General features: G+C 71.3%; 19 protein-coding genes. 13 read left to right on the forward strand and 6 right to left on the reverse strand.

The features are described from left to right. Positions 1–40 precede the first annotated feature (40 nt). The 3 genes from I004_RS0126220 to I004_RS0126230 form a co-directional block, all read right to left on the reverse strand. Entirely contained in the window at positions 41–1,426 is a 1,386-nt protein-coding gene (locus I004_RS0126220) for a dicarboxylate/amino acid:cation symporter (protein ID WP_486580349.1), read from the reverse strand. A 185-nt stretch (positions 1,427–1,611) separates the two neighbouring features. Next, positions 1,612–1,902: a DUF4229 domain-containing protein gene (locus I004_RS0126225; protein ID WP_028437935.1), complete on the reverse strand. Its 291-nt coding sequence runs from the start codon at positions 1,900–1,902 to the stop codon at positions 1,612–1,614. 184 nt (positions 1,903–2,086) lie between these two features. Continuing rightward, a complete protein-coding gene (locus I004_RS0126230; RefSeq protein WP_028437936.1) occupies positions 2,087–2,611 on the reverse strand; it encodes a GNAT family N-acetyltransferase in 525 nt (174 codons plus the stop codon). A gap of 176 nt (positions 2,612–2,787) precedes the next feature. Here I004_RS0126230 and I004_RS0126235 point away from each other — a divergent pair, with 176 nt between their 5' ends. The 9 genes from I004_RS0126235 to I004_RS36165 all read left to right on the forward strand — a co-directional run bounded on the left by I004_RS0126235 (position 2,788) and on the right by I004_RS36165 (position 14,749). Next, positions 2,788–3,876, forward strand: a complete 1,089-nt coding sequence (locus I004_RS0126235; protein WP_106965443.1) for a DUF3344 domain-containing protein — start codon at positions 2,788–2,790, stop codon at positions 3,874–3,876. A gap of 63 nt (positions 3,877–3,939) precedes the next feature. Further along, positions 3,940–5,106, forward strand: a complete 1,167-nt coding sequence (locus I004_RS36145) for a glycosyltransferase family 4 protein (protein ID WP_051345453.1) — start codon at positions 3,940–3,942, stop codon at positions 5,104–5,106. Then, on the forward strand, positions 5,103–6,638 hold the full coding sequence (locus I004_RS0126245) for an exopolysaccharide biosynthesis polyprenyl glycosylphosphotransferase (protein ID WP_028437938.1): 1,536 nt from the start codon (positions 5,103–5,105) through the stop codon (positions 6,636–6,638). Before I004_RS36145 ends, I004_RS0126245 begins: the two co-directional genes overlap by 4 nt. Before the next feature lie 191 nt (positions 6,639–6,829). Next, entirely contained in the window at positions 6,830–8,185 is a 1,356-nt protein-coding gene (locus I004_RS36150) for an O-antigen ligase family protein (RefSeq protein ID WP_078511834.1), read from the forward strand. Next, positions 8,182–10,074 (forward strand): lipid II flippase MurJ, encoded by a 1,893-nt coding sequence (locus I004_RS0126255; RefSeq protein ID WP_028437939.1) that lies wholly within the window; start codon positions 8,182–8,184, stop codon positions 10,072–10,074. Before I004_RS36150 ends, I004_RS0126255 begins: the two co-directional genes overlap by 4 nt. 139 nt (positions 10,075–10,213) lie before the next feature. Next, the gene (locus I004_RS36155) at positions 10,214–10,984 is read left to right on the forward strand and encodes a polysaccharide deacetylase family protein (RefSeq protein ID WP_051345465.1); all 771 of its coding nucleotides are present in this window, start codon (positions 10,214–10,216) and stop codon (positions 10,982–10,984) included. Further along, a complete protein-coding gene (locus I004_RS0126265; RefSeq protein WP_028437940.1) occupies positions 10,981–12,174 on the forward strand; it encodes a glycosyltransferase in 1,194 nt (397 codons plus the stop codon). Before I004_RS36155 ends, I004_RS0126265 begins: the two co-directional genes overlap by 4 nt. 8 nt (positions 12,175–12,182) lie before the next feature. Further along, complete coding sequence (locus I004_RS37720) at positions 12,183–13,595, forward strand: hypothetical protein (RefSeq protein WP_051345454.1); 1,413 nt, start codon at positions 12,183–12,185, stop codon at positions 13,593–13,595. Then, positions 13,592–14,749 carry a GNAT family N-acetyltransferase gene (locus I004_RS36165; RefSeq protein WP_078511822.1) on the forward strand — a complete coding sequence of 386 codons (1,158 nt, stop codon included), beginning with the start codon at positions 13,592–13,594 and terminating at the stop codon, positions 14,747–14,749. The genes I004_RS37720 and I004_RS36165 overlap by 4 nt, the downstream gene beginning before the upstream one ends. A gap of 67 nt (positions 14,750–14,816) precedes the next feature. On the opposite strand, the gene I004_RS0126280 is transcribed toward I004_RS36165, so the two are convergent. Then, positions 14,817–16,136: a glycosyl hydrolase gene (locus I004_RS0126280; RefSeq protein WP_078511823.1), complete on the reverse strand. Its 1,320-nt coding sequence runs from the start codon at positions 16,134–16,136 to the stop codon at positions 14,817–14,819. A gap of 143 nt (positions 16,137–16,279) precedes the next feature. Here I004_RS0126280 and I004_RS36170 point away from each other — a divergent pair, with 143 nt between their 5' ends. Both I004_RS36170 and I004_RS36175 read left to right on the forward strand, forming a co-directional pair. After that, positions 16,280–17,683, forward strand: a complete 1,404-nt coding sequence (locus I004_RS36170) for an ATP-grasp domain-containing protein (RefSeq protein WP_078511824.1) — start codon at positions 16,280–16,282, stop codon at positions 17,681–17,683. Then, positions 17,668–19,017 (forward strand): NAD(P)-binding domain-containing protein, encoded by a 1,350-nt coding sequence (locus I004_RS36175; RefSeq protein ID WP_078511825.1) that lies wholly within the window; start codon positions 17,668–17,670, stop codon positions 19,015–19,017. Before I004_RS36170 ends, I004_RS36175 begins: the two co-directional genes overlap by 16 nt. Before the next feature lie 90 nt (positions 19,018–19,107). On the opposite strand, the gene mqnE is transcribed toward I004_RS36175, so the two are convergent. Both mqnE and I004_RS0126300 read right to left on the reverse strand, forming a co-directional pair. Further along, entirely contained in the window at positions 19,108–20,274 is a 1,167-nt protein-coding gene (gene mqnE, locus I004_RS0126295; protein WP_028437942.1) for an aminofutalosine synthase MqnE, read from the reverse strand. 114 nt (positions 20,275–20,388) lie between these two features. Beyond that, positions 20,389–20,844 carry an Lrp/AsnC family transcriptional regulator gene (locus I004_RS0126300; RefSeq protein WP_028437943.1) on the reverse strand — a complete coding sequence of 152 codons (456 nt, stop codon included), beginning with the start codon at positions 20,842–20,844 and terminating at the stop codon, positions 20,389–20,391. A 196-nt stretch (positions 20,845–21,040) separates the two neighbouring features. Here I004_RS0126300 and I004_RS0126305 point away from each other — a divergent pair, with 196 nt between their 5' ends. Continuing rightward, positions 21,041–21,724, forward strand: a complete 684-nt coding sequence (locus tag I004_RS0126305; RefSeq protein WP_028437944.1) for a UbiX family flavin prenyltransferase — start codon at positions 21,041–21,043, stop codon at positions 21,722–21,724. Between the two features lie 51 nt (positions 21,725–21,775). After that, positions 21,776–23,017, forward strand: coding sequence for a hypothetical protein (locus tag I004_RS0126310; RefSeq protein ID WP_028437945.1), 1,242 nt, complete (start codon positions 21,776–21,778; stop codon positions 23,015–23,017). Positions 23,018–23,078 lie beyond the last annotated feature (61 nt).

The following is a 23,078-nucleotide window of genomic DNA, read 5'->3' on the forward strand; positions in this document are numbered from 1 at the left end:
CGAGATCGGGGGAGTTGACGCGCCGTACGCCGGGACGGTGCTACGCCGCCACGGCCGTCGGCTGCGGCTCCGGGTCGACGGTGTCCAGGTCGATGCTGCGCGCACCGGCGTACTTGTCACGGTCCAGGATCTTCTCCCGCGCCGAGACCAGCACCGGCATCACCGCTTGGCCCGCCACGTTCGTCGCCGTCCTCATCATGTCCAGGATCGGGTCGATCGCCAGGAGAAGGCCGACGCCGGCGAGGGGAAGGCCCAGCGTGGAGAGGGTCAGGGTGAGCATGACCGTGGCGCCCGTGAGGCCCGCGGTCGCCGCGGAGCCGATGACGGAGACGAAGACGATCAACAGGTATTCGCGCAGGCCCAGTTCGATGCCGTAGAACTCGCCGATGAAGATGGCCGCGATCGCCGGGTAGACCGAGGCGCAGCCGTCCATCTTCGTCGTCGAGCCCAAGGGCACCGCGAAGGACGCGTACTCGCGGGGGACGCCGAGCCGTTCGGTCACCTTCTGCGTGAGGGGCATGGTGCCCACGGACGACCGGGAGACGAAGGCCAGTTGGATCGCCGGCCACGCACCGCGGAAGAACTGCAGGGGGTTGACCTTCGCGACGGTGGCCAGCAGCAGCGGATACACACCGAAGAGGACGACGGCGCAACCGATGTAGATGTCGGCGGTGAAGGTGGCGTACTTGCCGATGAGGTCCCAGCCGTAGTCCTTGATCGCCGTGCCGATGAGGCCGACGGTGCCGATCGGCGCGAGCCGGATGATCCACCACAGGGCCTTCTGCAGCAGCGCCAGCACGGCCTCGCCCACCGACAGCAGCGGTGCTGCCTTCTCGCCGAGCTTGAGGGCGGCGACGCCCACGACCGCGGCCATGAAGACGATCTGCAGCACCTGCAGTTCGGTGAACGGCGTGATGATGTCGGTCGGGATGATCCCGGTGAGGAAGTCCAGCCACGAACCCGACTCCTCGGGCTTCCCGGCGTCGTCGGCCGAGAGCCCCGTGCCCGCACCGGGGTTCGTGAGCAGGCCGATGAGGAGGCCGATGGCGACGGCGATCAGCGACGTGGCCATGAACCACAGCAGGGTCCGCGTGGCGAGCCGCGCAGCGTTGTGCACGTTGCGCAGGTTCGTGATCGAGACCATGATCGCGAAGAAGACGAGCGGAGCGACCGCCAGCTTCAGCAGCTGGACGAATATCTCGCCGGTCTTCGTGAGTGCCGTCCCCAGCCAGCTGATGTCGCCGCTGCGCGCGACCCAGCCGAGCAGCACGCCCAGGAGGAGCCCCAGCAGGATCTGGGCCCAGAACGGGACTCTGGGTATCCGTCCGCGCGACGACGGGGACGAGGACGGAGGCTGAGCGGAATCACCGGCCGAGGCGCCTGAGGTGATTTCCGGCGATCCGGAGGATTCTGAGGACGAGGGCACGGTCGACTCCCGCTGGAAATGGGTCTTCGGGGGCCCCGGAAAGAACTCCACCGGGGCGTTACGAGCACCCACAACGCCGCGCATTGGAGGCGCCATTCCCAGCGGTTGTTAAGAGCGTGTGACAAGCCTTGTATGAGGCGGCGCAGCCCCGTACGACGAGCGCCGGGAGCGGGCGCGGCGCGGCTCTACGCGACGCCGTCCTCCTGGCTCTGGTTCGCCGAGAGCCGTTCCTTGGCCCGGTCCACCCCACTGACGAGCTGCTCCGACATGGCGTCGCGCTGCTTGCGCAGCAGCACGAAGCTGAGCGGGGCCGAGACCACGAGCGCGAGCAGCACGACCCACAGCGGGTTGGACCTGCCGATGCCCTCGGGGATGACCCCGGAGTACGCCAGAACGGCGACGACGAGGAGGCAGCCGGCGAAGACGCCGGCCCGCATGGCGGTGTAGCGGAGCGTTGCGTGCGACTTGCTGCTCACGAGGGTCTTCTCCGGACTTCTCGGGTGACACGTGCGCCGTTCCTTCTCCGGCGCCGGGGGGCTCGGTGCGGCCGCTGCCTCCACCGGATGGCCCCGTCCAGTCAAACACAGCGCCGGAGACGATCACTCCGGCCCCTTCCCTCGACCGCCGCTCCCCTCGACGGTGCTCCCGAAGACCCGTGACCTATGCGAGGTCCATCCAGAGCGTGACGTCGTCGCGGAGGTCACCGTCCGAGACCTTGATCGCGTCCGGGAGGCGCCCGACCTCGCGGTATCCGCAGGCCTCGTAGAACCGCTCCAGGCCGAGACCGCCGCGGCAGGTCAGCCGCAGCGCGGTGATGTCGTCCATTCCCCTGGCCGTCTTCTCGATCGCGGACATCAGGTCCCGCCCGTGGCCCATGCCCTGGAGCGAGGGACGCACCATCACGGTGTAGACGGAGCACCAGTGGCGCTTGAGCCGGTGCGCGTTGAGGAGGAGGAACGCGCCGGCGCCGACCGCGCCCTGCTCGTCGCGGCCGATCAGCATCCGCGCGCGGCCGGCGTCGACGGAGACGAGGTGGGCCATGAGGTCCTGGCGTATCGCCTCCGGTGTAACCGGTGGCACGAAGCCGACGGCACCTCCGGCGTTGGTCACGTCGGCCCACAACGTGCACAGTTCGTCCCGCAGTTGAGCGTTGACGGGCGGGTCGAGTTCGAACGTGAGCGGCATGGGACCGACCATATCCGAGTATTCGCCGGGGATTCCCCGTGACCCATTCGGTCTCATACGCACCTCCGAGTGTCCGCTAGTCAGTGAAAAGGTAAAGATGACCGGCGCGCCGCCGGAATTTCGATGATCGCCTTTGTAAAGGTCTCTCTGTTTCGTGACGGGAGGCGGAGGCATCCATGGTGGACAAGAGGAAAACAGCGGTGCGCGGACTGTGGTGCGCGGTGTTCTGCGCGGCCGCGACGGTGTCACTGTCGCCCCCGGCGACATCCCAGTCGGCACCCGAACCGCGTCAGGCGCTCAAGGAGCGCTATCACGCGACGTTCCACGGCGGAATCGCGACTGCCGCGAACGCGTCGATCACATGCCGCAAACCGGCGGGCAGCGCTGCTCCCTGCGGCTCGGTGCAGAAGGGCGGACCCGGCCGGAACAACGAACACAACATGTTCTACTCCGACGTCGACAGCGACCCGAACACGTACAACTCCACACGGGCTGCCCTGCGTATGCCGGAGAACTCCCAGGTGAGGTACGCGCGCCTGTACTGGGGCGGCAATCTCCGCGTCGGAGAGGTCAAGCCCGCCAAGGACAACGGCCGGGTTCTGGTGGCCGAGCCCCGCGGCTCGTACCGCGGGCTGAAGGCCGACACGGTCAGCACGCACCGCCGCGCGGACGGAGCGGACGCCTACCAGGCCTCCGCGAACGTGACGAAGCTGGTGAGGAACAGCGGCCCCGGCACGTACACGGTGGCGCAGCTCAATGTCGCCATGGGCAAGTCCAAGGCGGGTGCCTGGGGCGGCTGGACGCTCGTGGTCGCGTACGAGGACAAGAAGTCGCCGGTGCGGCACCTGAGCGTGTGGGACGGATTCGCGGGGTCGCACAGCCGTTCCAACGGAGTGTCGATCGCGACGCGCCCGATGAGTTTCGCCGCGGGCGCCAAGGGGTCGGTGGGTGTCGTCGGCTACGACGGCGACCGCGGTAACACCGGAGACTCCGTCCTCCTTTCCGCCAACAAGCGCAAGGGCACGCCGCTCTCGAATTCGGCGAACCCCAAGGCGGACGCGTTCAACTCGACGATCACCAACGGCGGGCGCGAGGTACCGGGACGCGTTCCCGCCCACCGCAACACGCTCGGATACGACTCCGACCGGTTCGACGCGCGGGAGGCGCTGCGCCCCGGCGGGAACAGCCTCCTCTTCCGGTTCACACCCGGCAAGGACGACTACCTGCTCGGCGCTCTCTACACGCAGGTCGACGCCCGCCGCTGAATTGCGCGATTCCCCCATTCCGCGAAGAAGTCCGTCCGGTAATGACGTTGAGGAGACGTTCGGGTGCTTTCCCAGCGCAGAGAACGAAGAGGCCGGCTCACGGTCCTTCATCTGGCACAACCGGTCGAAGGCGGGGTGGCCAGGGTCGTGACCGATCTGGTCGGGGCCCAGACGAAGGAAGGCGTACGCGTCGTCGTGGGCTGCCCGGAGGGCGGAAGCCTCTCCCGGCAGGCCGCGGCGGCGGGTGCGGAAGTGGAACTGTGGGCGGCCGAGCGAGAGCTCGGCCCCCACGTCGCCGCCGAGACACGGCGGGCGTACCGGCTGATCCGGCGCGTGAACCCCGACGTGGTGCACGTCCACAGCGCGAAGGCCGGGCTGGCAGCCCGGCTGGCCCTGCGCGGCAGGGTCCCCACCGTGTATCAGCCGCACGCATGGTCGTTCGAAGCCGTCGGAGGAATCACGGCACGGCTCGCCCGCGCCTGGGAGCGCCGGGCCGCGCGCTGGACGGACCGCGTGCTGTGCGTGAGCGAGGCCGAACGCCGTACCGGGGAGCGGGCCGGAGTGACGGCGCGCTGGGCCGTCGTGCACAACGGCGTGCCCGAGACCGAGACCGAGGGACGGGACGAGGCACGTGCCGCGTCGCCCCTGCTGAACGAGGTGCCGGCGCAGGCACCGCTCGTCGTCTGCGTGGGGCGGCTGTGCCGCCAGAAGGGACAGCGGATCCTGCTGGACGCGTGGGGCACCATCGCCAAGCGCGTGCCGGGCGCCTGGCTCGTACTTGTCGGCGACGGCCCCGACCGCCAGGAGCTGACAGCGGCCGCCCCGGACAGGGTGCTCTTCGCGGGCGCCAGCGACAAGGTCGACCGCTGGTACGCGGCGGCCGACCTGGTGGTGCTGCCGTCCCGCTGGGAGGGCATGGCCCTCACCCCGCTCGAGGCCATGGCCTGCGGGCGTCCCGTCGTCGTCACCGATGTAGGAGGCGCCCGGGAGTGCCTGCCCCCGGGTCAGCAGGAGCAGTGCCTGGTACCGCCGGGTGACGCTCAGGCCCTGGCCGACGCGGTCACGCGCCTGCTGGGCGAGCCGGAGCTGCGGGACTTCATGGGTGAGGCCGCACGCAAGCACGTACGGGCGGACTTCGACGTGCGCCGGACCGCGGAATCCGTGCTGCGCCTGTACCGGGAACTGCTCGACGTACCGGCCCCCAGGGGCAGTTGGCGGGCCGGACAATGACGACGGACGGCGCGGACGAGAGGTCCAGCAACGCGCGCGTCGCGACCCGTCCGGATTCGGTGGCTGGGCCGGACGGTGGCGTCGTGGTGCCGCCCCCGCAGCAGGCGGGCGACCGGACCGTACCCCCGCCCGTGGGCCGCCTGCGCAAGCGGCGGAACGTCCTGCGACTTCGGCACCGTGGAGCCGCGGCGCTGGCTGCCGCCGACGCGGCCGCCTCCGCTTCCGTCGTCGCGGCAGTCGGCGGTGCCGACGCGGACAGCCTGCTGCTCGGGCCCGTCGTCTTCGGGGCGCTCGCGCTCAACGCGCAGGCGGGCCTGTACCGGCCGGGACTGAGGGCGTACGCGCTCGACGAGCTTCCCGCGCTGACCGCCCGTGCGGCACTGGCCTGGTGCGTGGCGGCCGCGCTCCTCGCGTCCTTCGACCGTCCGTCCGCACTGAGCTGGGGCGTCCTTCTCGCCGCCGTCGCAGCGAACGCCGCCCTGGCGGGCACGGCGCGCGCCCTGGTGCACTGCTTCCGGCGGATCAAGGCACGGCGCCGGCCGCGTCCGGCGCTGATCGTCGGCAGCGGGCGGCTCGCCCGTACGGTCGCGGGCGTCTTCGCCGAGCACCCCCGCTACGGGCTGCAGCCCGTCGGGTTCGTCGACCTCGTCGGCGAAGCGGAGGGCGAGGACAGCGACGACGGCGACGACGACGCACCGCTGCCCGTGGTCATGGTGCTGGAGGACGTGACGAGAGCAGTCATCCAGAACACCGTCCGGGACGTGGTGTTCCTGCGCTCCCCCTGGGAGGAGACGCAGAACGCCCTGCTGGCAAGGGCGTTGGGCGAGCGCGGAGTGGCCGGCTGGCTGGTGCGGCCCGGCTGCGCCGTCGGAGTGCACGGGACGCACGACACCGGCCCCTCGCACGTGTGGGGGTTCTCGTGCAGGCGCCTGTCCCTGGAGTGCCCCGGTTCCGGGTGGAGCTGGCGCAAGCGGCTGCTCGACCTTGCGCTGGTCGTTCCGGCGCTGGTCATGGCCACCCCGCTGCTGGCCGCCTGCGCCCTGGCCGTACGGATCTCGGACGGGCCGGGGGTCATCTTCCGGCAGGAGCGCGTGGGGCTCGGGGGCGGCCCGTTCACGCTGCTGAAGTTCCGCACGCTGCGGCCCGAGAACGAGACGGAGTCGGCGACGCTGTGGAGCGTCGCGGGCGACGACCGGATGAGCACCGTCGGCCGGGTGCTGCGCCGCACCTCCCTGGACGAGCTGCCGCAGCTGTGGAACGTGCTGCGCGGAGACATGAGCCTCGTCGGGCCTCGTCCCGAACGCCCCTACTTCGTGGAGCAGTTCAGCAAGGACCTCCCGGGATACGCCGAGCGGCACCGTTCGCCGGTCGGCATCACCGGCCTCGCCCAGGTGTACGGACTGCGCGGCAACACCTCCATCGAGGACCGGTCGCGCTTCGACAACCACTACATCGAGACGTGGTCGCTGTGGCAGGACGTGCGGATCATGTTCCGCACGGTCTCCTCGTTCTTCCGCCTCGAAGGCCGGTGATCGGGGTGACGGTCGCACTACCGGAGAGCCGGCGTCCGCCCGGCGACTGCGGCCGGAATCTGCCGGGACATGACCAGGACACGAGCGGACGGACGTACGGCACGGGCCGGCCGGGCGAGCCGGACGGCGAGTGGGACACGCGGCACGGGCCGCCCGTGACCAGCCCGGCGTTCTGGCGCCGATGGGCGCCGATGGTGCCCGCCGTGGCCACCGTTCTCATCCTGTGCGTGCCGATTCAGACCGGCGACGTGACCACTTCGGGCAAGATCACTGCCGCAGACGCGGCCTCCCTGGTACTGGTGGTGTGGTGCCTGGTGAGGCTGCTGCGCGGACGCGGCGGTCGGCTTACACCCACGGCGGCTTCGGTGCTCGGGGCACCGGCTGTCGCCTTTGCGGTGGCGACCGCCGCGTCCGCCGATCCCTGGGCGAGCCTTCCGGGCTTCGTCCGGTATCTGCAGATCTTCGTGCTGGTCCCGGGTGCGCTGCTGCTACTGCTGCGCGGCACCCGTGACTTCCGGCTGCTGTCCTGGGCGCTGATCCTGCTGGCCCTGGTGCAGGGAGCCGTCGGCGTCGTACAGAGCCTGACCGGGACCGGCGCCTCGTACATGGGCCAGGACGTGCGCGCCGTGGGCACGTTCGGGCCGCTGGACGTCATGGGGATGTCCACGGTGGTCTCGCTGGGGCTGGTGACCGCCTTCGCGCTCGGCCTCGCGGACCGGCGCGACATCTCACGGCGGCAGCGCGTCATCGCGATGTGGTGCGCCGCGGCCCTCGTACCTCCGCTCGTCCTCTCCTACAGCCGCGGCGCGTGGATCGCCACGGCGGTCGCGTGCGCGGTGGTGCTGCTGCTGGCGGGCGTGCGCAGGGCGGTGCTCGTCTTCCTCGCGATGGCCGCCGCGTCGGTGGTGCTCGTAGGGGGCTTCGGGGTCGGTTCGTCCATGGTCCAGGAGCGGCTGACCAGCATCACCGACATCAGCTCCGCCCCTGACCGGTCCGTCACCGACCGCTACAGCCTCTGGTCGGCCGCCACCGCGATGTGGCAGGACGACCCCGCAACGGGTGTCGGCCCGAAGAACTTCCCTGCCTACCGCGACGGACACGCCTCGTTGGGGCTCTCCTCCGGCAGCGACACCGCCGGGGCGGGCATGCAGTTCCACAAGGAACCGCTGCTCTCCCCGCACAACATGTATCTGCTCGTCCTCAGCGAGCAGGGACTGATCGGCGCCGTGGCCGTCGTCGGCAGCGGAGGCGTGCTGCTCGTGTGCGGGCTGCGGCGTCTGCACGCCGCCCGCCGCGTACACCTCGGCGGCGGCTCCGCGGACGCCCCCGGCGCCGCCGACTGCGGGCTGGCCGCCGTCGGGCTGCTGGTCTGGCAGGGCGTCGACTTCCTCTACGCCGACATCGGCGGCCCGTCGACCGTGCTGACCGCGGTCCTCCTCGGAACGGTCGCCTGGTGGGCCCTGGCCTCCTCCCCCGTGGCCGACGCTTCCCACCCGAACTCCCCCGCGACGAGCGCCGACGACAAGGCAGAGGCATCCGCCCGATGACGGAAACGCACGCCTCCCGCACCACCACTCAGGACGCGGCGACGCTCACGGGCACCGGCGACGGGAGCGACGGCAACGGCAGGACCGGCGACGCAGACCGTCCACCACTGGGCAGGTTCCTCGCCCGCGCCGCCGTGATCACCGCTGCCCTCACGGCGGCCGGCGCTTTCTTCGGCCTGCTCCGGGACCAGGCGATCGCCAGCCTGTTCGGCGCCGACGCCGACACCGACGCCTTCCTCATCGCATGGACCGTCCCTGAGCTGGCCGCGACGCTGCTCATCGAGGACGCGATGGCGCTGATCCTCGTCCCCGCCTTCAGCCTCGCCCTCTCCCGTCGTGCGGCGGCCCGTTCGGGCGCGGCGGACGGCGGCGCCCTGCTCGACGCGGACGCCGCCGGACGCGACCCGGTGCTGGGTGTCGTGAGGCGGACCCTGCCGCGGCTGCTGCTGGGGCTCACCGCGACCGCCGCACTGATGCTGCTCGCCGCTCCGCTGCTGGTGCGGGTGCTGGCACCGGGTCTGCCGGACGCCCGTACGGCCGTCGACTGCATGCGTCTGACGTCCCTGACCGTGGTGACCTTCGGGCTGGCCGGGTACTTCAGCGCCGCGCTGCGCGCCCACCGGCGCTTCGTCGCACCCGCGGCGATCTACGTCGCGTACAACGCGGCGATCATCGCGGTCATGTTCGCCGGGCACACCCTGTGGGGCGTGCGGGCTGCCGCCGTGGGGGTCGCGGTGGGCGGCGGCCTGATGGTCCTGGTCCAACTGCCGTCGTTCCTCAGGCAGTTGCCGTCGCGTGAGAAGCGCAGGACGGCAGTCGGGCTCCGCAAGGCCGTGGCTGCCGCGGATGCCCCCGCGGCGGCGCCGGCGTCCGCGAAGGTTCCGGCGAGCCCCGCCGCGACATCCGGCAGCTCCGCACCGTCCGACGGCACCGGCCCCACCGCCGCCCGTCCCGTGCCGGACTCCCCGGAGGCGACCGCTCCCCCGGCCACTGCTGCGGCCGGTCAGGCCGGGTACACCAGCCGCATCGCGCTGCTCGGCCTCGGCGTGCTGGCGCCGGTCGTGTGCTTCGCCCTCAGCCGCCAGGCGCAGGTGCTCTTCGAGCGCTATCTGGCCTCGCCCCTGCCCGCGGGCGCCATCTCGCACCTCAACTACGCGCAGAAGGTCGCGCAGATGCCGATGGTGCTCTCGCTGATGGTGTGCACCGTCACCTTCCCCGTCGTGGCACGCGCCATGGCGGAAGGCGACAAGCAGCGGGCGCGCCTGCGCGTGGAGCGGGACCTGGCGCTGGTCGGGATCGTCGTGCTGCTGGGCGCCGCCTACGTCATCGCCTGCGCACCACAGCTCATCCAACTCCTCTTCCAGCGGGGCGCGTTCGACGCCCGCGACACCGCCGACACGGCGTCCGTGATGCGCGTCTACAGCTTCGGTCTGCTCGGTCACAGCCTGGTGGGCGCCCTGGTGCGTCCGTTCTTCTCCGGTACACGGCCCACCTGGTATCCGGCCGCGGCGATGGCCGTGGGGCTCCTCGTCACCGTCGTCGCCGGGGCGCTCGCCGTGCGCCAGTGGGGAGTTCACGGCATCGCCGCCGCCAACGCCGCCGGGATCCTCACCGCCGCGCTGCTCCTGCTGCACGGCCTCGGCGCCCGCGTGGTCGCCATCGATGTGCGCCGGGTCGCCGCCGGGCTGGCCCGGCTGCTGCTGGCGGCAGCCGTAGCCGGCGCCGCGGGCTGGGGTGCGGCCCGCCTCGTCGCCGATCCGCTGGCGGGTGCCGCGGCCGGCGGCGTGGCCGTCCTCGTCGTCTTCGCATCCGTGGCCCGCCTCGTCAGGGCCCCGGAGGTGCCTCAGCTGTTCGCCACCGTCAAACGAAGGTTCGCTCATGTCCGCTGAGTTCCGTGCCCGCATCCCCGCTCTGCCGCTGCCATCGCCCCAGCGACGGGTGCCCGTACCGGCGACCGCACGCGAGGCGGTGACCGCCCCCGCGACCGTTCGCACCAGCATGCGGCGGCGGAGGCCTCCGTGGGTGCTGATGTACCACTCGGTCTCCAGCTGCACGGACGACCCGTACCGGATCACCGTCTCTCCGTACCGCCTCGACCGGCAGTTGCGCTGGCTGCGCGCCCGCGGGCTCTCCGGCGTGAGCGTGGGCGAGCTGATGCGGGCGCGCGCCGCCGGACGCGGCGCCGGACTGGTCGGGCTGACCTTCGACGACGGCTACACCGACTTCGTCGACAGCGCGCTGCCACTGCTGCGCAGGCACGGATGCACGGCCACCGTCTTCGTACTGCCCGGGCGGCTCGGCGGCGAGAACGCCTGGGACGAACTCGGCCCGCGCAAGCCGCTCCTGGACGCCCAGGGCATCCGCACCGCGGCGGCCGAGGGCATGGAGGTCGGCTCGCACGGCATGATGCACACCGATCTGACGACGGCCGACGACGCGACGGTCGAGCGGGAGACGAAGCAGAGCCGCGAGCTGCTCGCGGACATCACCGGCACCGATCCGGAGGGTTTCTGCTACCCGTACGGGACGGTCGATCCCCGGGCCGTCAAGGCGGTGCGCAACGCCGGTTACGGCTACGCGTGCGCGATCGACCCCGGAGCGCTCACGTGCATGCACGCCCTGCCGAGGGTGCACATCGACGCCTCCGACACCTCCGTCCGGCTGTTCCTGAAGCGGACGCTCAACCCGCTCCGGCGCAAGGCGGTTCCCCCGGAGCCGCAGGTGCCGAGGGACGCCGGTGCGGAGATCGGAGAGGACGAGGGAGCGGTCGGCAGCGGAAGAACCGGCGGCGCTCGATGAAGGTCGCACACATCATCACCGGGCTCGGCGTGGGCGGCGCCGAGCAGCAACTGCGGCTGATGCTCCGCCATCTGCCCGTCCGCTGCGACGTGTTCACGCTCACCGCCCCGGGCGCCGTGGCCGAGGGCATCCTCGCCGACGGCCACCGCGTCACTCACCTGGGCATGACCGGCAACCTCGACGCGACGGTCATGCCGCTGCTGGTCCACATGCTCCGTGAGGGCGGCTACGACCTCGTCCACACCCACCTCTACCGGGCCTGTCTGTACGGCCGCCTCGCGGCACGGCTCGCCGGCGTGCGTGCCGTCATCGCTACTGAGCACTCCCTCGGCGAGGACACGATCGAGGGGAGGCGGCTCGGACCGGGCATCCGCGCGCTGTATCTGGCCTCCGAGCGGCTGGGCTGCGCCACCGTCGCGGTCTCCGACACCGTCGCGCAGCGACTGCGGCGATGGGGAGTGCCGGCTTCCCGGCTGCACACCGTTCCCAACGGCATCGACGCCCACCGCTTCCGCTTCGACCCCCTGGCCCGCGCCACCACGCGCGGGCGGCTCGGCATCCCCCAGGACGCCTTCGTCGTGGGCGGGGTGGGGAGGCTGGTACCGGGCAAGCACTTCGAGACGCTCGTACGGGCCGTGTCCGTGCTGCCCGACGCGCGGCTGGTGCTCGCGGGTGACGGACCCGAACGCGAGACGCTCCACGGCATCGCCACGGCGCTCGGCGCGCTCGACCGTATCAACATGCTCGGCGAGTGCGACGGGACGGTCGCCTCGTCCGGCGTCGGCGCGTGGGAGATCCCGGACCTTCTCGCCGCGATGGACGTGTTCGTCTCGCCCTCGTCCGAGGAGTCCTTCGGACTCGCGGTTCTCGAAGCCCTCGCGGCGGGACTGCCGGCACTGCACGTGACATGCCCGGCCATCGACGACCTGCCGCCGGAGGAGGCACCCGGCGCCCGCCGCATCGGCACCGGCGTGCCGGAACTCACCGCGCTCCTCTGCGAGTACCAGAACTCGGGGCCCGTACGGCTGTCCGTACCGCCCGTCGTGGAGCGCTACGACATTACCCGCAGCGCGGAGCGGCTGATGGCCGTCTACCGCGCTGCGACGGGCGCACCGCAACTGCCCGCAACGGCGCCGGCCGCGGCGACTCCCGTACCGGCACCGACATCCCTACCCCTGACAACGAGGTGAGTCCTGCCATGCCCAAAGCCGTACAGGGATCGGCCAACAACCCCACCGCGGACGGCTCGGCGCGCACGACGCAGTCCCGGCACCACGACCGCTCGTCGAACTCCGGCACCGGCGACGGCGCGAAGGCCGCCGGCCGCGAGAGCGCGGAGAGCACCCCGGAGAAGAGCCCGTCCGGCACATCGGGCAGCGAAGCGGTGAAGCCCGACGCGGCCGACGCCGAGCCGGGCACCAAGACGGACCCGAAGCCGGACGCCAGGCCCGACACCACCCCCGGTACCAAGCCCGACTCCAAGCCCGGCACCACGACGAACGGCAACAAGGACGGCAAGAAGGACGGCGGACGGGAAGGCAACAGCGACGCCGACACCGCCGGTAAGCCGGCCGCGAAGGCGCAGCCGGTCACCGAGCCGGAGGCCGGTACGAAGACCGAGGCCGGTGCTAAGGCCAAGTCCGTCACCGAGCCCGGGACGGATGCGGGGGCGAAGACGCAGTCCGTCACCAAGACAGAGACGGGCACGGGCGGCACCGCCAAGGACGGCAAGACGGGACGGGCCGGAAAGCGCAGGATCCGGGGCGAGAAGCCGGCGGCCTCGGCGCCGCCGATGAGCGGCCGCAGCAAGACCTCCGCTCTCACCAGGACAACTCCCCTTCGGCGCAAGGCCGTTGCCGGGGGCACCTCGTCCGCACGGGCCGGCACGAACCCGCCCGTCCCTGAGCCCTCCGTGCCTCGGGGACCGCGGCTGTCCGTCCGCCTCAGGGCGTGGCTGCGCCGCACGCCCCGATGGTGGCCGCTGCCCGTCTGCCTCGTGCTGGGTGCCGGCGCCGGCGGCGCGTACTCGGAGATCACGCCTCCGCAGTACTCCGCCATCAGCTACGTCGTCGTCTCGCCGTCCGGCCCGTCGGAGGCGGGCGGTGCGCTGGGTTACGCTCAGGCGTTCGGCAAGATCGCCACCGATCCCATGATCCTCGCCGACGCGGAGAAGCGGGCGGGCCTGCGGCGGGGCACGATCCGGCAGGGCATCCAGGCGACCACGTCACCCGACGCCCCGATGGTGCAGATCACCGCGACCTCCTCCAGCGCCTCACAGGCGGCGAAGAACGCCGACGCCGTCGCGAAGGCGCTCACGCACACGGCCAAGGCGTCGGTGAAGCGGACCGGCGCCCGCCTGACCCTCCTCTCCCAGGCCGTGGCACCGGCGACGCCCGTCTCGCCGTCCCGGGAGGTCACGGTCGCCGTGGGTGCGTGCGCGGGCGGGCTGCTCGGCGGACTGGCGCTGCTCGCCCGTCCGCAGTCCCGCCGCCCCGAGTACACGGGCAGTCCCGTGGCGGCCGACGGCGGCCGTACGCCCGAGGGGACCACCGGCTCCGTTCCCACGTCGGAGTCCACGAGCGCCAACTCCCTGACGGAGGCGGGACGATGACCACCGCCAGTGTCTGCCGGGACCCGTCGGAGTTCGCCGCCCTCGCCCGGGAGTGGGACGAACTGCGCGGGCGCAGCAGGGGCTCCACACCGTTCCAGTCCCACACCTGGCTGAACTCCTGGTGGCAGTCGTACGGCAGGACGGACCGGCTCCGCGTCGTCCTCGTACGCGACAAGGGCCGGCTGGTCGCTGTGGCGCCGCTGATGCTCACGTACCGGCCCCTGCCGACGCTGGTCGCGCTCGGCGGCGGCATCACCGACTTCTGCGATGTGCTGCTGGACGCCGAGTTCCCGGACGCGGCCGCGTGTCTCGCGAGGGCGATGCACCGGGCCGCGCGCGGAGCGCTCGTCGACCTGCGCGAGGTGCGCCACGGTGCCGCGGCGGAGGAGCTGTACGACGCCTGGTCCGGTCCGCGCCGGACGCTGAAGGACTCCGTGTGCCTCGAACTGCCCGGGGTCCCCATGGAGAAGCTGCTGGAACGGCTGCCCGCCGGCAGCGCGAAGCGCACCCGTCAGAAGCTCCGCAAGATCGACAAGATGGGGATCAAGGAGCACGACGTGCTGCCGTCGGAGGCGGCCGGTGCCGTCCGAACCCTCCTGAAGCTGCACGCGATGCAGTGGGAGGGCCGCGGGGTGACGCCCGAGCATCTGCGGCCGCGCTTCCGCGCCCACCTGGAGAGCACGGTCGAGCGCATGGCGGAGCGGGGTGACGCGACCATCACCGAGTACCGCGTCGACGACGAGGTCGTGGCCTCGGACATCACCTTCACCAGCCGGGACATGGTCTGCGGATATCTCTACGGCGCACACCCGAAGCTGCGGTCGCAGCGGGTCGACATCACCACGATGCTGCTGCGGCACGCCGCCGCGCACGCGGCATCCACGGGAGCCGGCACCCTCAATCTGCTGCGCGGCGCGGAGCCGCACAAGCTGAGATGGCAGGCCGAATCCGTCGCCAGCCAACGTCTTGTGATGGCCCGTCGGGAGATGGCGCCCGTGCTGGGAGTGCATCTCGCGCAGGCCAAGGGACGCGAGCTGGCGGCGGTGGCCGTGCGGCGAGCCAGGGACGCCGGCTGGATGGATCGGTTCCGGCCGGGCGGTGCCGGGCGGGCCGGGACGGACGCGGCCGCGGAGTCGGAGAAGCAACGGTCGTGAACGTCGGGTCGGGCTCCTCCGTCTCGGGGGCGGAGGAGCCCGACGCGCGTATTCCCGGCGGCAGCCGTCAGTCGTAGAGCCCCGCCCGGGACACCCACGAGTTCCGCGGCACCTTGTCGAACCGCAGGCAGTACCTGCCGACGACGAAGCAGTCCTCGTACCACGGGATCCGCGCTTCCGATTCCGTCGGTACGGGGACCGCTGTGCGCGAGGGCGAAGGCATCGGTGCGGGAGTCGGCGCCTCGGTCGCGCCGGCGCCGGGTGACGGCGCGGGCGTGCTGCCGGACCGGCCGAAGAGGACGGCACGGTAGGTCTCGGCGGAATCGGGATTGTGGGGGCACTGCCACACGCCGTGCGGGCAGTAGTCGGTGAGGGTCTGGTACAGCGGCTTGTGGCGGTCGAACCAGTCGAGCATCCGGCGGACGTACTCCGGGTTGTCGCCGTTGCGGAACAGACCCCACTCCGGGTACGAGATGGCCTTGCCGTGCTTCCTCGCGAAGTCGACCTGGGCCTGGAGTCCGTACGGCTCGCTCACCTGCTCGTCGAAGGAGCTTCCCGCCGGCTGGTCGTAGGCGTCCATGCCGATGATGTCGACGACGTCGTCGCCCGGGTAGCACTCCGTCCACGGGTAGGCGTCGCGGCCGCGGCTCGGCGCGAAGTCGAAGCGGAACTTCTGTCCGGGAACCGAGCGCATGGAGGTGACGATCCGCCGCCAATACTTCTTCCACGCGTCGGCATCGGGGCCGCAACGGTGCGAGTACGTCGTGCCGTTCATCTCCCAGCCGAGCACGATCACGGTGTCCGGTGCCTTCTGCTGGACCAGGCGTTCGGAGAGGGTCCGGAAGTGGCTGTCGAAGCGGCCGGCCGCACCGGCACGCAGCAGCCCCCGTACCTCGCGGTCCGACAGGCCTTCCTCGTTGCGTTCCAGCATCGGCACGTTGAGCACGAACATCCGGTCCTGCTGGGCCCGCCGCCACTTCGTCCACGGTTCGAGGAAACCGGGCCGGCCCTCGATGTTGGACCACAGGTCGCCGGGGAGATACGAGTGACCCACCTTCAGTTCCGTACCGCCGAGCCAGCGTTGCAGCTGCGGGATGCGCTGCACACCGTCCGGATCGGCACGGAGGAACGCGCCGAGCGGGGCGAGTGGAGTCTGGGCGGTCTGGACGCTGCTGAGCGAGGCGGGCCGGGCGGATGAGCCGGCGCCCGTCGGTTCGGAACTGGGGCCCGAATTCGGTACGACCTCGCTCGAAGTGACGCTCCGGATGAACGATTCCGTCTCGAAATCGGGCAGATTCATCGGCAGGACCGTACAGGAAGCGAGAAGCCCGCCGGCGATGACGAGGCCGCAGACCTCCTTGTATCCGCGGCGTTTGGGGCTCCGCATCCGTTCTCCTGTCCTCCGGCGACCTCATTAGTCGCAAAACACGCATTTCCGACCTAACCGTTCGGCACGGCTCGGTGCGGTCTGATAGGCCAATGGGGATATTTTCTCCCTGTTCGCACTATTCATGACGCAAGGACATACCAATGCCGCCGTTCGACACGGAAGTCCCCGCCCTCCTGATCCGGCTCGACCCCAATCCGTTCCACCACGGAACACTCGGAGCCATCAGGTCCCTGGGGCGCACGGGGATCGAGGTCCACCTCGCGGAGGCGGCGCCGGGGCCCGTGGACCGCTCCCGGTTCGTCCACCGGATGCATTCGCTGCCGCCGGGCGGCACTTCGGACGCCGAACTCGAACGGGCACTCTTGCGCATCTCGGACGCCATCGGCAGGCCGGCCGTGCTCATCGCGCTGGACGACCGTGGCGCGATCGGCGTGGCCTCGCTCTCCGGGCGCCTGCGGGACCGCGGCTTCCTGCTCCCGGACATCGCGCCGGACCTGCCTGCCCGCGTCGCCGACAAGGCCGAACTGGCCGGACTCTGCCGGGACCTGGGCATCGCGCACCCGGTCACCGTGGCACCGGACAGCGCCGCAGAGGCGGCACGCGAGGCGACGCTGCTGGGACCCCCGGTGATCGCCAAGTGGAGCAGGCCGTGGCTGCTGCCCAAGGGCATGCGCAGCACCACGCTCGTACGGACCCCCACCGAGGCATGCGAGTTGTACGAGCGCAGCACCCACGCGGGCAGCCGGCTCCTGCTGCAGCAGCGGCTGGCCGGCGGCCGTGGAAGGGACTGGTTCTTCCACGGATACGCGGACGGCGACCGGGGCTTCCTCGCCGGCGGCGCGGGACGCAAGGAGCGCTCATGGCCCCCGCGCACGGGCCTGACGGCGGTCGGCACCTGGATCGCGAACCGTGAGGTGGAGGAGGAGGCCGCACGGCTCGCGGCGCGGGTCGAGTACCGCGGCATCCTCGACCTCGACTTCCGGCTCGACCCCGTGACGGGCAGCTACAACCTGCTCGACTTCAACCCGCGGCCCGGCGCGCAGTTCCGGCTCTTCACCGACGACGGCGGGCTGGACGTCGTACGCGCGCAGCATCTGCATCTGACGGGGCGTGAGGTGCCCGCCCGGTCCGGCGGGCAGGGACGGGTCTTCGTCGCCGAGAACTACGCCCTGCTGTCGGCCCTGGTCATGGGCGCTTCGCTCGGGCGGGGACGGCGGGAGGAGCCGGACGAGTGGGAAGCGCGAGGTGACCGGGGTGAACGGGGAGGTCACCGCGGTCACCGGCAGCAGGGACCGCAAGCAGGGGGCCGCTCCCGCGCCGTGGAGCGCGCCTGGTTCGCGGCCGACGATCCGCGTCCGTTCTTCGCCATGGCCGCGGCCTGGTTCGCCCGAGGCGCACTCAAGGTCTGGCAGCGCGTCAGATCCGTACGGGCGGCGCTTGCCGCGTCGGCTCCGGGCCTGCCGTCAGCTCCGCATTTCCGCTCCACCCGTGATGAGCGATCAGTGAAAGATCAGAGAGAAGGAAACGCATGTACGACCTCGTAGTGGTGGGCGCAGGTCCCTACGGCCTCTCCATCGCCTCGCACGCCGCGGCCGCCGGACTCAATCTGCGCGTCCTGGGCCGTCCCATGGCCTCGTGGCGGGACCACATGCCCAAGGGCATGTTCCTCAAGTCCGAGCCCTGGTCCTCGAACCTCTCCGACCCGGCCGGTACGCACACGCTCGCCGCGTACTGCGCCGCTCGCGGCATCACGGTGGAGCACGGAAAGCCCCTGCCGATCGGCACGTTCACCGACTACGGGCAGTGGTTCGGCAGCAAGGCGGCGCCTGCGGCGGAGGAACAGACGGCGACGTCGATCATCCCGTGCGCCCGCGGGTTCCGCGTCGAGACGGCCGAGGGGGACGTGCTGGTGACCCGCACCGTCGCCGTCGCGGTCGGTGTCATGCCGTTCGTGCACAAGCCCGGCCCGCTGCGGAAACTGCAGCCTGGGCTCGTCTCGCACAGCAGCCACCACCGCGATCTGAGCCGCTTCAGCAACAAGGACGTGACCGTGGTCGGCGCCGGGCAGGCGGCGCTGGAGACCGCGGCGCTGCTCGCCGAGGAGGGCGCCCACGTACGGGTCGTGGCCCGCACGGACCGCATCAACTGGAACTCGCAGCCCCAGCCGCTTCAGCGATCGCTGCTCACGTCGCTCCGCGACCCGCACTGCGGACTCGGCACCGGCTGGCCGAGCTGGGTCTTCTCCGAGATGCCGTGGGCGGTACGGAAGCTGCCGGGGGCGCTGCGGCAGCACATCGCACGCACCGCGCTCGGCCCTGCCGGTGCATGGTGGCTGCGCGACCGCTTCGAGTTCGCCGTGCCGGTGCTGCTGGGCAGCCGTCTCAGCTCGGCGGAGCAGGTGCGTGACCAGGTGCGTCTGCGCCTGGAGTCCGCCGACGGCGCCATGCGCACCGTCGAGACGGACCATGTCGTGGCGGCGACTGGGTTCTCCCCGCGGCTGGCCCGGCTGGCGATGCTGGACGAGTCCGTGCGCAGCATCCTGCACCGCGTCGGCACGAGCGACGCACCCGAGCTGAACGCACGGTTCGAGTCCTCGCACCCCGGGCTGTTCTTCGCGGGGCTGCTGGCGACGCCGTCCTTCGGCCCGTCCATGCGTTTCGTGTACGGAGCGACCTTCGCCGCTCACCGCGTGGTGCAGGGCGTGCAGCGGCGGCTGGCCGAGCCGCGGCTGGCGACCGTGCCGCACGCCGCGCGCTCCCGTGCGACCGAACAGCCCCGCAGAAACGGGCAGTTGACCGGGTACGCGCAGAGCCAGGGTCCCGGGCAGGGCCCGCGCCGCACGCAGGGCGGGCGAGGACCGACGGCCGTGCGCCGCTGAGCCGGGTCGGCCGGGGGCGCCCGCGCCCGGAACCCTGAGGCAGAAGATCGGGGTCTCCCGGGCCGGCGCCCCCGGACGCAGTCGAGGGACTCAGATGCGCATCGGCTGGGGCGACTCGCGGCGCTCCGGGTCCGGGCCGTCGTACTCGCGGATGACCTCGTAGCGGGTGTTGCGCTCGACGGGCTGGAAGCCGGCGTCGCGGATCAGGTCGAGCAGGTCCTCACGCGTCAGCTTGTCGGGCGTCCCGTAGTTGTCCGCGTCGTGAGTGATCTTGTACTCGACCACGGATCCGTCCATGTCGTCGGCGCCGTGCTGGAGCGCGAGCTGAGCGGTCTGGACGCCGTGCATGACCCAGAAGACCTTCACGTGCGGCACGTTGTCGAACAGCAGGCGGGAGACCGCGAAGGTTTTCAGCGCCTCGGCGCCCGAGGCCATCGTGGTGCGCGCCTGGAGCCGGTTGCGGACCTTGCCGTCCTGCATGTCGACGAAGTCGTGCTGGTAGCGCAGCGGGATGAAGACCTGGAAACCGCCCGTCTCGTCCTGCAGTTCACGCAGGCGCAGCACGTGGTCGACGCGGTGGCGGCGCTCCTCGATGTGCCCGTAGAGCATCGTGCAGGGCGTCTTGAGGCCCTTCTGATGCGCGAGGCGGTGGATGCGCGACCAGTCCTCCCAGTGGGTGTCGTGGTCGACGATGTGCTGGCGGACCTCCCAGTCGAAGATCTCGGCGCCGCCGCCCGTCAGCGATTCGAGGCCGGACTCGATGAGGATGTCGAGGATCTCGCTCGCGTCCATCCCGGAGATCGTCTCGAAGTGCTGGATCTCGGTGGCGGTGAACGCCTTCAGCGAGACGTTGTCGGGCAGCGCCTCCTTGAGGGCGCTGAGCGAACGCGGGTAGTAGCGCCAAGGCAGCGTCGGGTGGAGGCCGTTGACGATGTGGAGCTCGGTGAGGTTGTCGCCCTCCATGGCCTTGGCGAGCTTCACCGCCTCCTCGATGCGCATCGTGTACGCGTCCTTCTCCCCCGGCTTGCGCTGGAAGGAGCAGTACGCGCAGGAGGCGGTGCACACGTTCGTCATGTTGAGGTGGCGGTTGATGTTGAAGTGAACGACGTTGCCGTTCTTCTTCGTTCGCACCTCGTGGGCGAGACCTCCGAGCCAGGCGAGGTCGTCGCAGTCGTACAGGGCGATGCCGTCCTCACGCGTCAGCCGTACACCTGCGCGGACCTTCTCCTCCAGCTCCCGCTTGAGCCCAGAGTCCATGCGTCGCCCTCCTAGAATTTCTGCTTCGAGCGCCTTTTTGAGCCTACTCCCCGTCCCCGGGGCCCGCGGGACCGGCCGGTCCCGGCTCCCGAACGGCCTTGCGGGGCCCAGGGGTCAGGCCTCGTTCGGCAGGTCGGTGACCCGGTTCTCCCACTTCGTCGAGAGCACCACTGTCGTACGCGTACGGGAGACGCCCTTGGTGCCGGACAGCCGGCGGATGAGGGACTCCAGCGCGTCCACGTCCGAGGCGCGGGCCTTGAGCATGAAGGAGTCGTCCCCGGCGATGAACCAGCAGTCCTCGACCTCGCTCAGCTCGCGCAGCCGCGCCGCCACGTCCTCGTGGTCGGTGGCGTCGGTGAGCTGGATGCCGATGAGGGCCGTGACGCCCAGGCCCAGCGAGGGCGCGTCGACCGTCGCCCGGTAGCCGGTGATGACACCCGCGGTCTCGAGACGGTTGATGCGGTCGGTGACGCTGGGGCCGGAAAGACCGACGAGCCGGCCCAGCTCGGCGTAGGAGGCCCTGCCGTTCTCACGCAGCGCCTGAATGAGCTGCCTGTCCACCGCGTCCATGGGTCCTGGTGCCTCCGTTGCCGAATGCTTGGGGGCTCCCCGCCGGCGGCAGGGGAACCGTGGGCTCCGCGAAATCTCCGGTAACGAATCTAAGGCATGGGGACTGCTCGCCCTCAGACACCTCTCCTCTAGTCGTCCTGGGACCCTTCCGTCACCCGCGGACCCGTCCCCCGAAGCCGCGCGTAGGCTCGGTCGCGTGACTTCCACGACCGGAACCAGCACGCCTCGTACGCCGTGGATCGTCGGTGTCTCCGGCGCTTCCGGCACGCCGTACGCGGCCGCCGTGCTGCGTGCCCTGCTGCACGCCGGGGAGTCCGTGGACCTCGTGGTGAGCCGGGCGGCGCGGCTCACGATCATCGACGAGACCGGGCATCCGTTCCGTGACGCGCACGCCCAGGAGGATCTGCGCCGCTGGCTCTCCTTCGGCGCCGACGGCACACCGGACGCCTTCGACCCGGACGTCTCCGCCGTGCGGCACTGGCCCGCCGGTGACCTCGCGGCCGGGCCTTCGTCCGGCTCGTATCCGGCGCGGGGGATGCTCATCGTGCCGGCGAGCACCGCGTGCGTGGCCGGTGTCGCGCTCGGCCTGTCGAAGGATCTGCTCCAGCGGGCCGCCTCCGTGACGCTCAAGGAGCGGCGGCCGCTCGTCGTAGCCGTGCGGGAGACGCCGCTGCACGGGCAGACGCTTCGGCACCTCGTCTCGCTGGACGACGCGGGCGCGGTGGTGCTGCCCGCGTCGCCCGCCTTCTACGCGGGCGGCAGTACCGTGCAGCACCTCGTCGACTTCGTCGCGGGCCGCGTGCTCGACGCGGCGGGTGTGCCGCACAAGCTCTACCGGCGGTGGGAGGGCGAGTTGGGGGGCCACGCCTCCGGAGCGTAGGTCCGGGCCCACGACTGGCGTCGCGGGCCGGTTTTGGTATTGGCTCGGGGGATGCAGTTCTTCCGTCCGCCGTACGGGCAGCTCCGTTCCACGACGCCGCACCGCGCCGTCGCCGTCGCGACCTGTGCGCTGCTGCTCGCCACCTCCGTGTCGGCGTGCACCTCGGCCCAACGCCTCACGACCGGCATGAAGGTGCGGAACTCCGTCGTGAAGCTCGGCGACCAGCCCGCCGCGACGGTCATCGTGTCCGTGGACGGATCACCCCGCGAGGCCCGCGAATTCCTCACCGCACGGGCGGGCGACGGGAAGCACCGCGGCTCGAAGCAGGCCGCGCACATGCTGGCGCACGCCGAGCTGACCGTGTCGGCGGGTACGGACGACGAGGACGAAAAGACTCCGCTGAAGGAGATGCCCCAGTCCGACGCCGCGAACGTGGCGGCGGCGCTGAACTTCGGCGGAAAGGACGTCGCGGCGCTCAAGTCCGTCGAGGACGAGCTGTATCTGCGGGTCAGTCTGCGGGCCCTGGTCAAGCACACCGTCGGCTCGAAGGACGCGCGCGAGACGGCGTCGGAGATCGTCGCCCTCGCGGACGACCTCCCGCCCACCATGGCGGCGGCCGAGGACGCGCTCAAGGGCGAGTGGGTGCGCGCGGACCCCGAGGCGTTCGACGAATTCGCGCAGGTGGCCGTGACGCTCGCGGAACGGCAGCGGGACGAGCAGATCGAAGAGGACAAGAGGAACAAAAAGAAGAGCAAGGGTGAGAAGGGCCACAAGGACAAGAGGGAAAAAGGGGAGGAAAAGAACAGGGACCGCAAGAGCGACGAGGCAAGGCGGAGCCGCGAGATCCGGGACGCGGTCACCATCGGCGCGGCGCTCGACGGTCAGTCCCAGCGCGAGTTCATCAGCGGCGTGCAGGATCTGCTCCGCAAGCACGCCGAATTCGAAGCCAAGGGCGAACAGAGGGGCGCGGAGCGCGTACGCATGACGCTGCCCGGGCGCAAGGCCGCGAAGGATCTCATCGCCGCGCTGCGGCCCCTGGGGGCCGAGATCGACCCCGCACGCGTGCCCGACGGCGACATCGCGGGGGACCTGTCGATCCGGCGCGGGCAGCTCACCTCCCTCACCCTTGACCTGGGTCAGTTCACGCGGGGCGACGCCCACCTGCCTCTGCGCCTGGAGTTCAGCAGTGGCGACGCCGTCGCCGTGACCGCTCCCGGCGGCACCAGGGAGCTCGAGCCGCAGGACCTGATGGCGACCTGGATGTATGGCGCTCTGGGCACGGAGAAGTTCTGACGCCATCCTGGAGTTCCTGACTGCCCGATCCTGGACCCGTGGAACTCCGCGAGCCCACTGC

It is taken from the genome of Streptomyces sp. TAA486 (assembly GCF_000426165.1).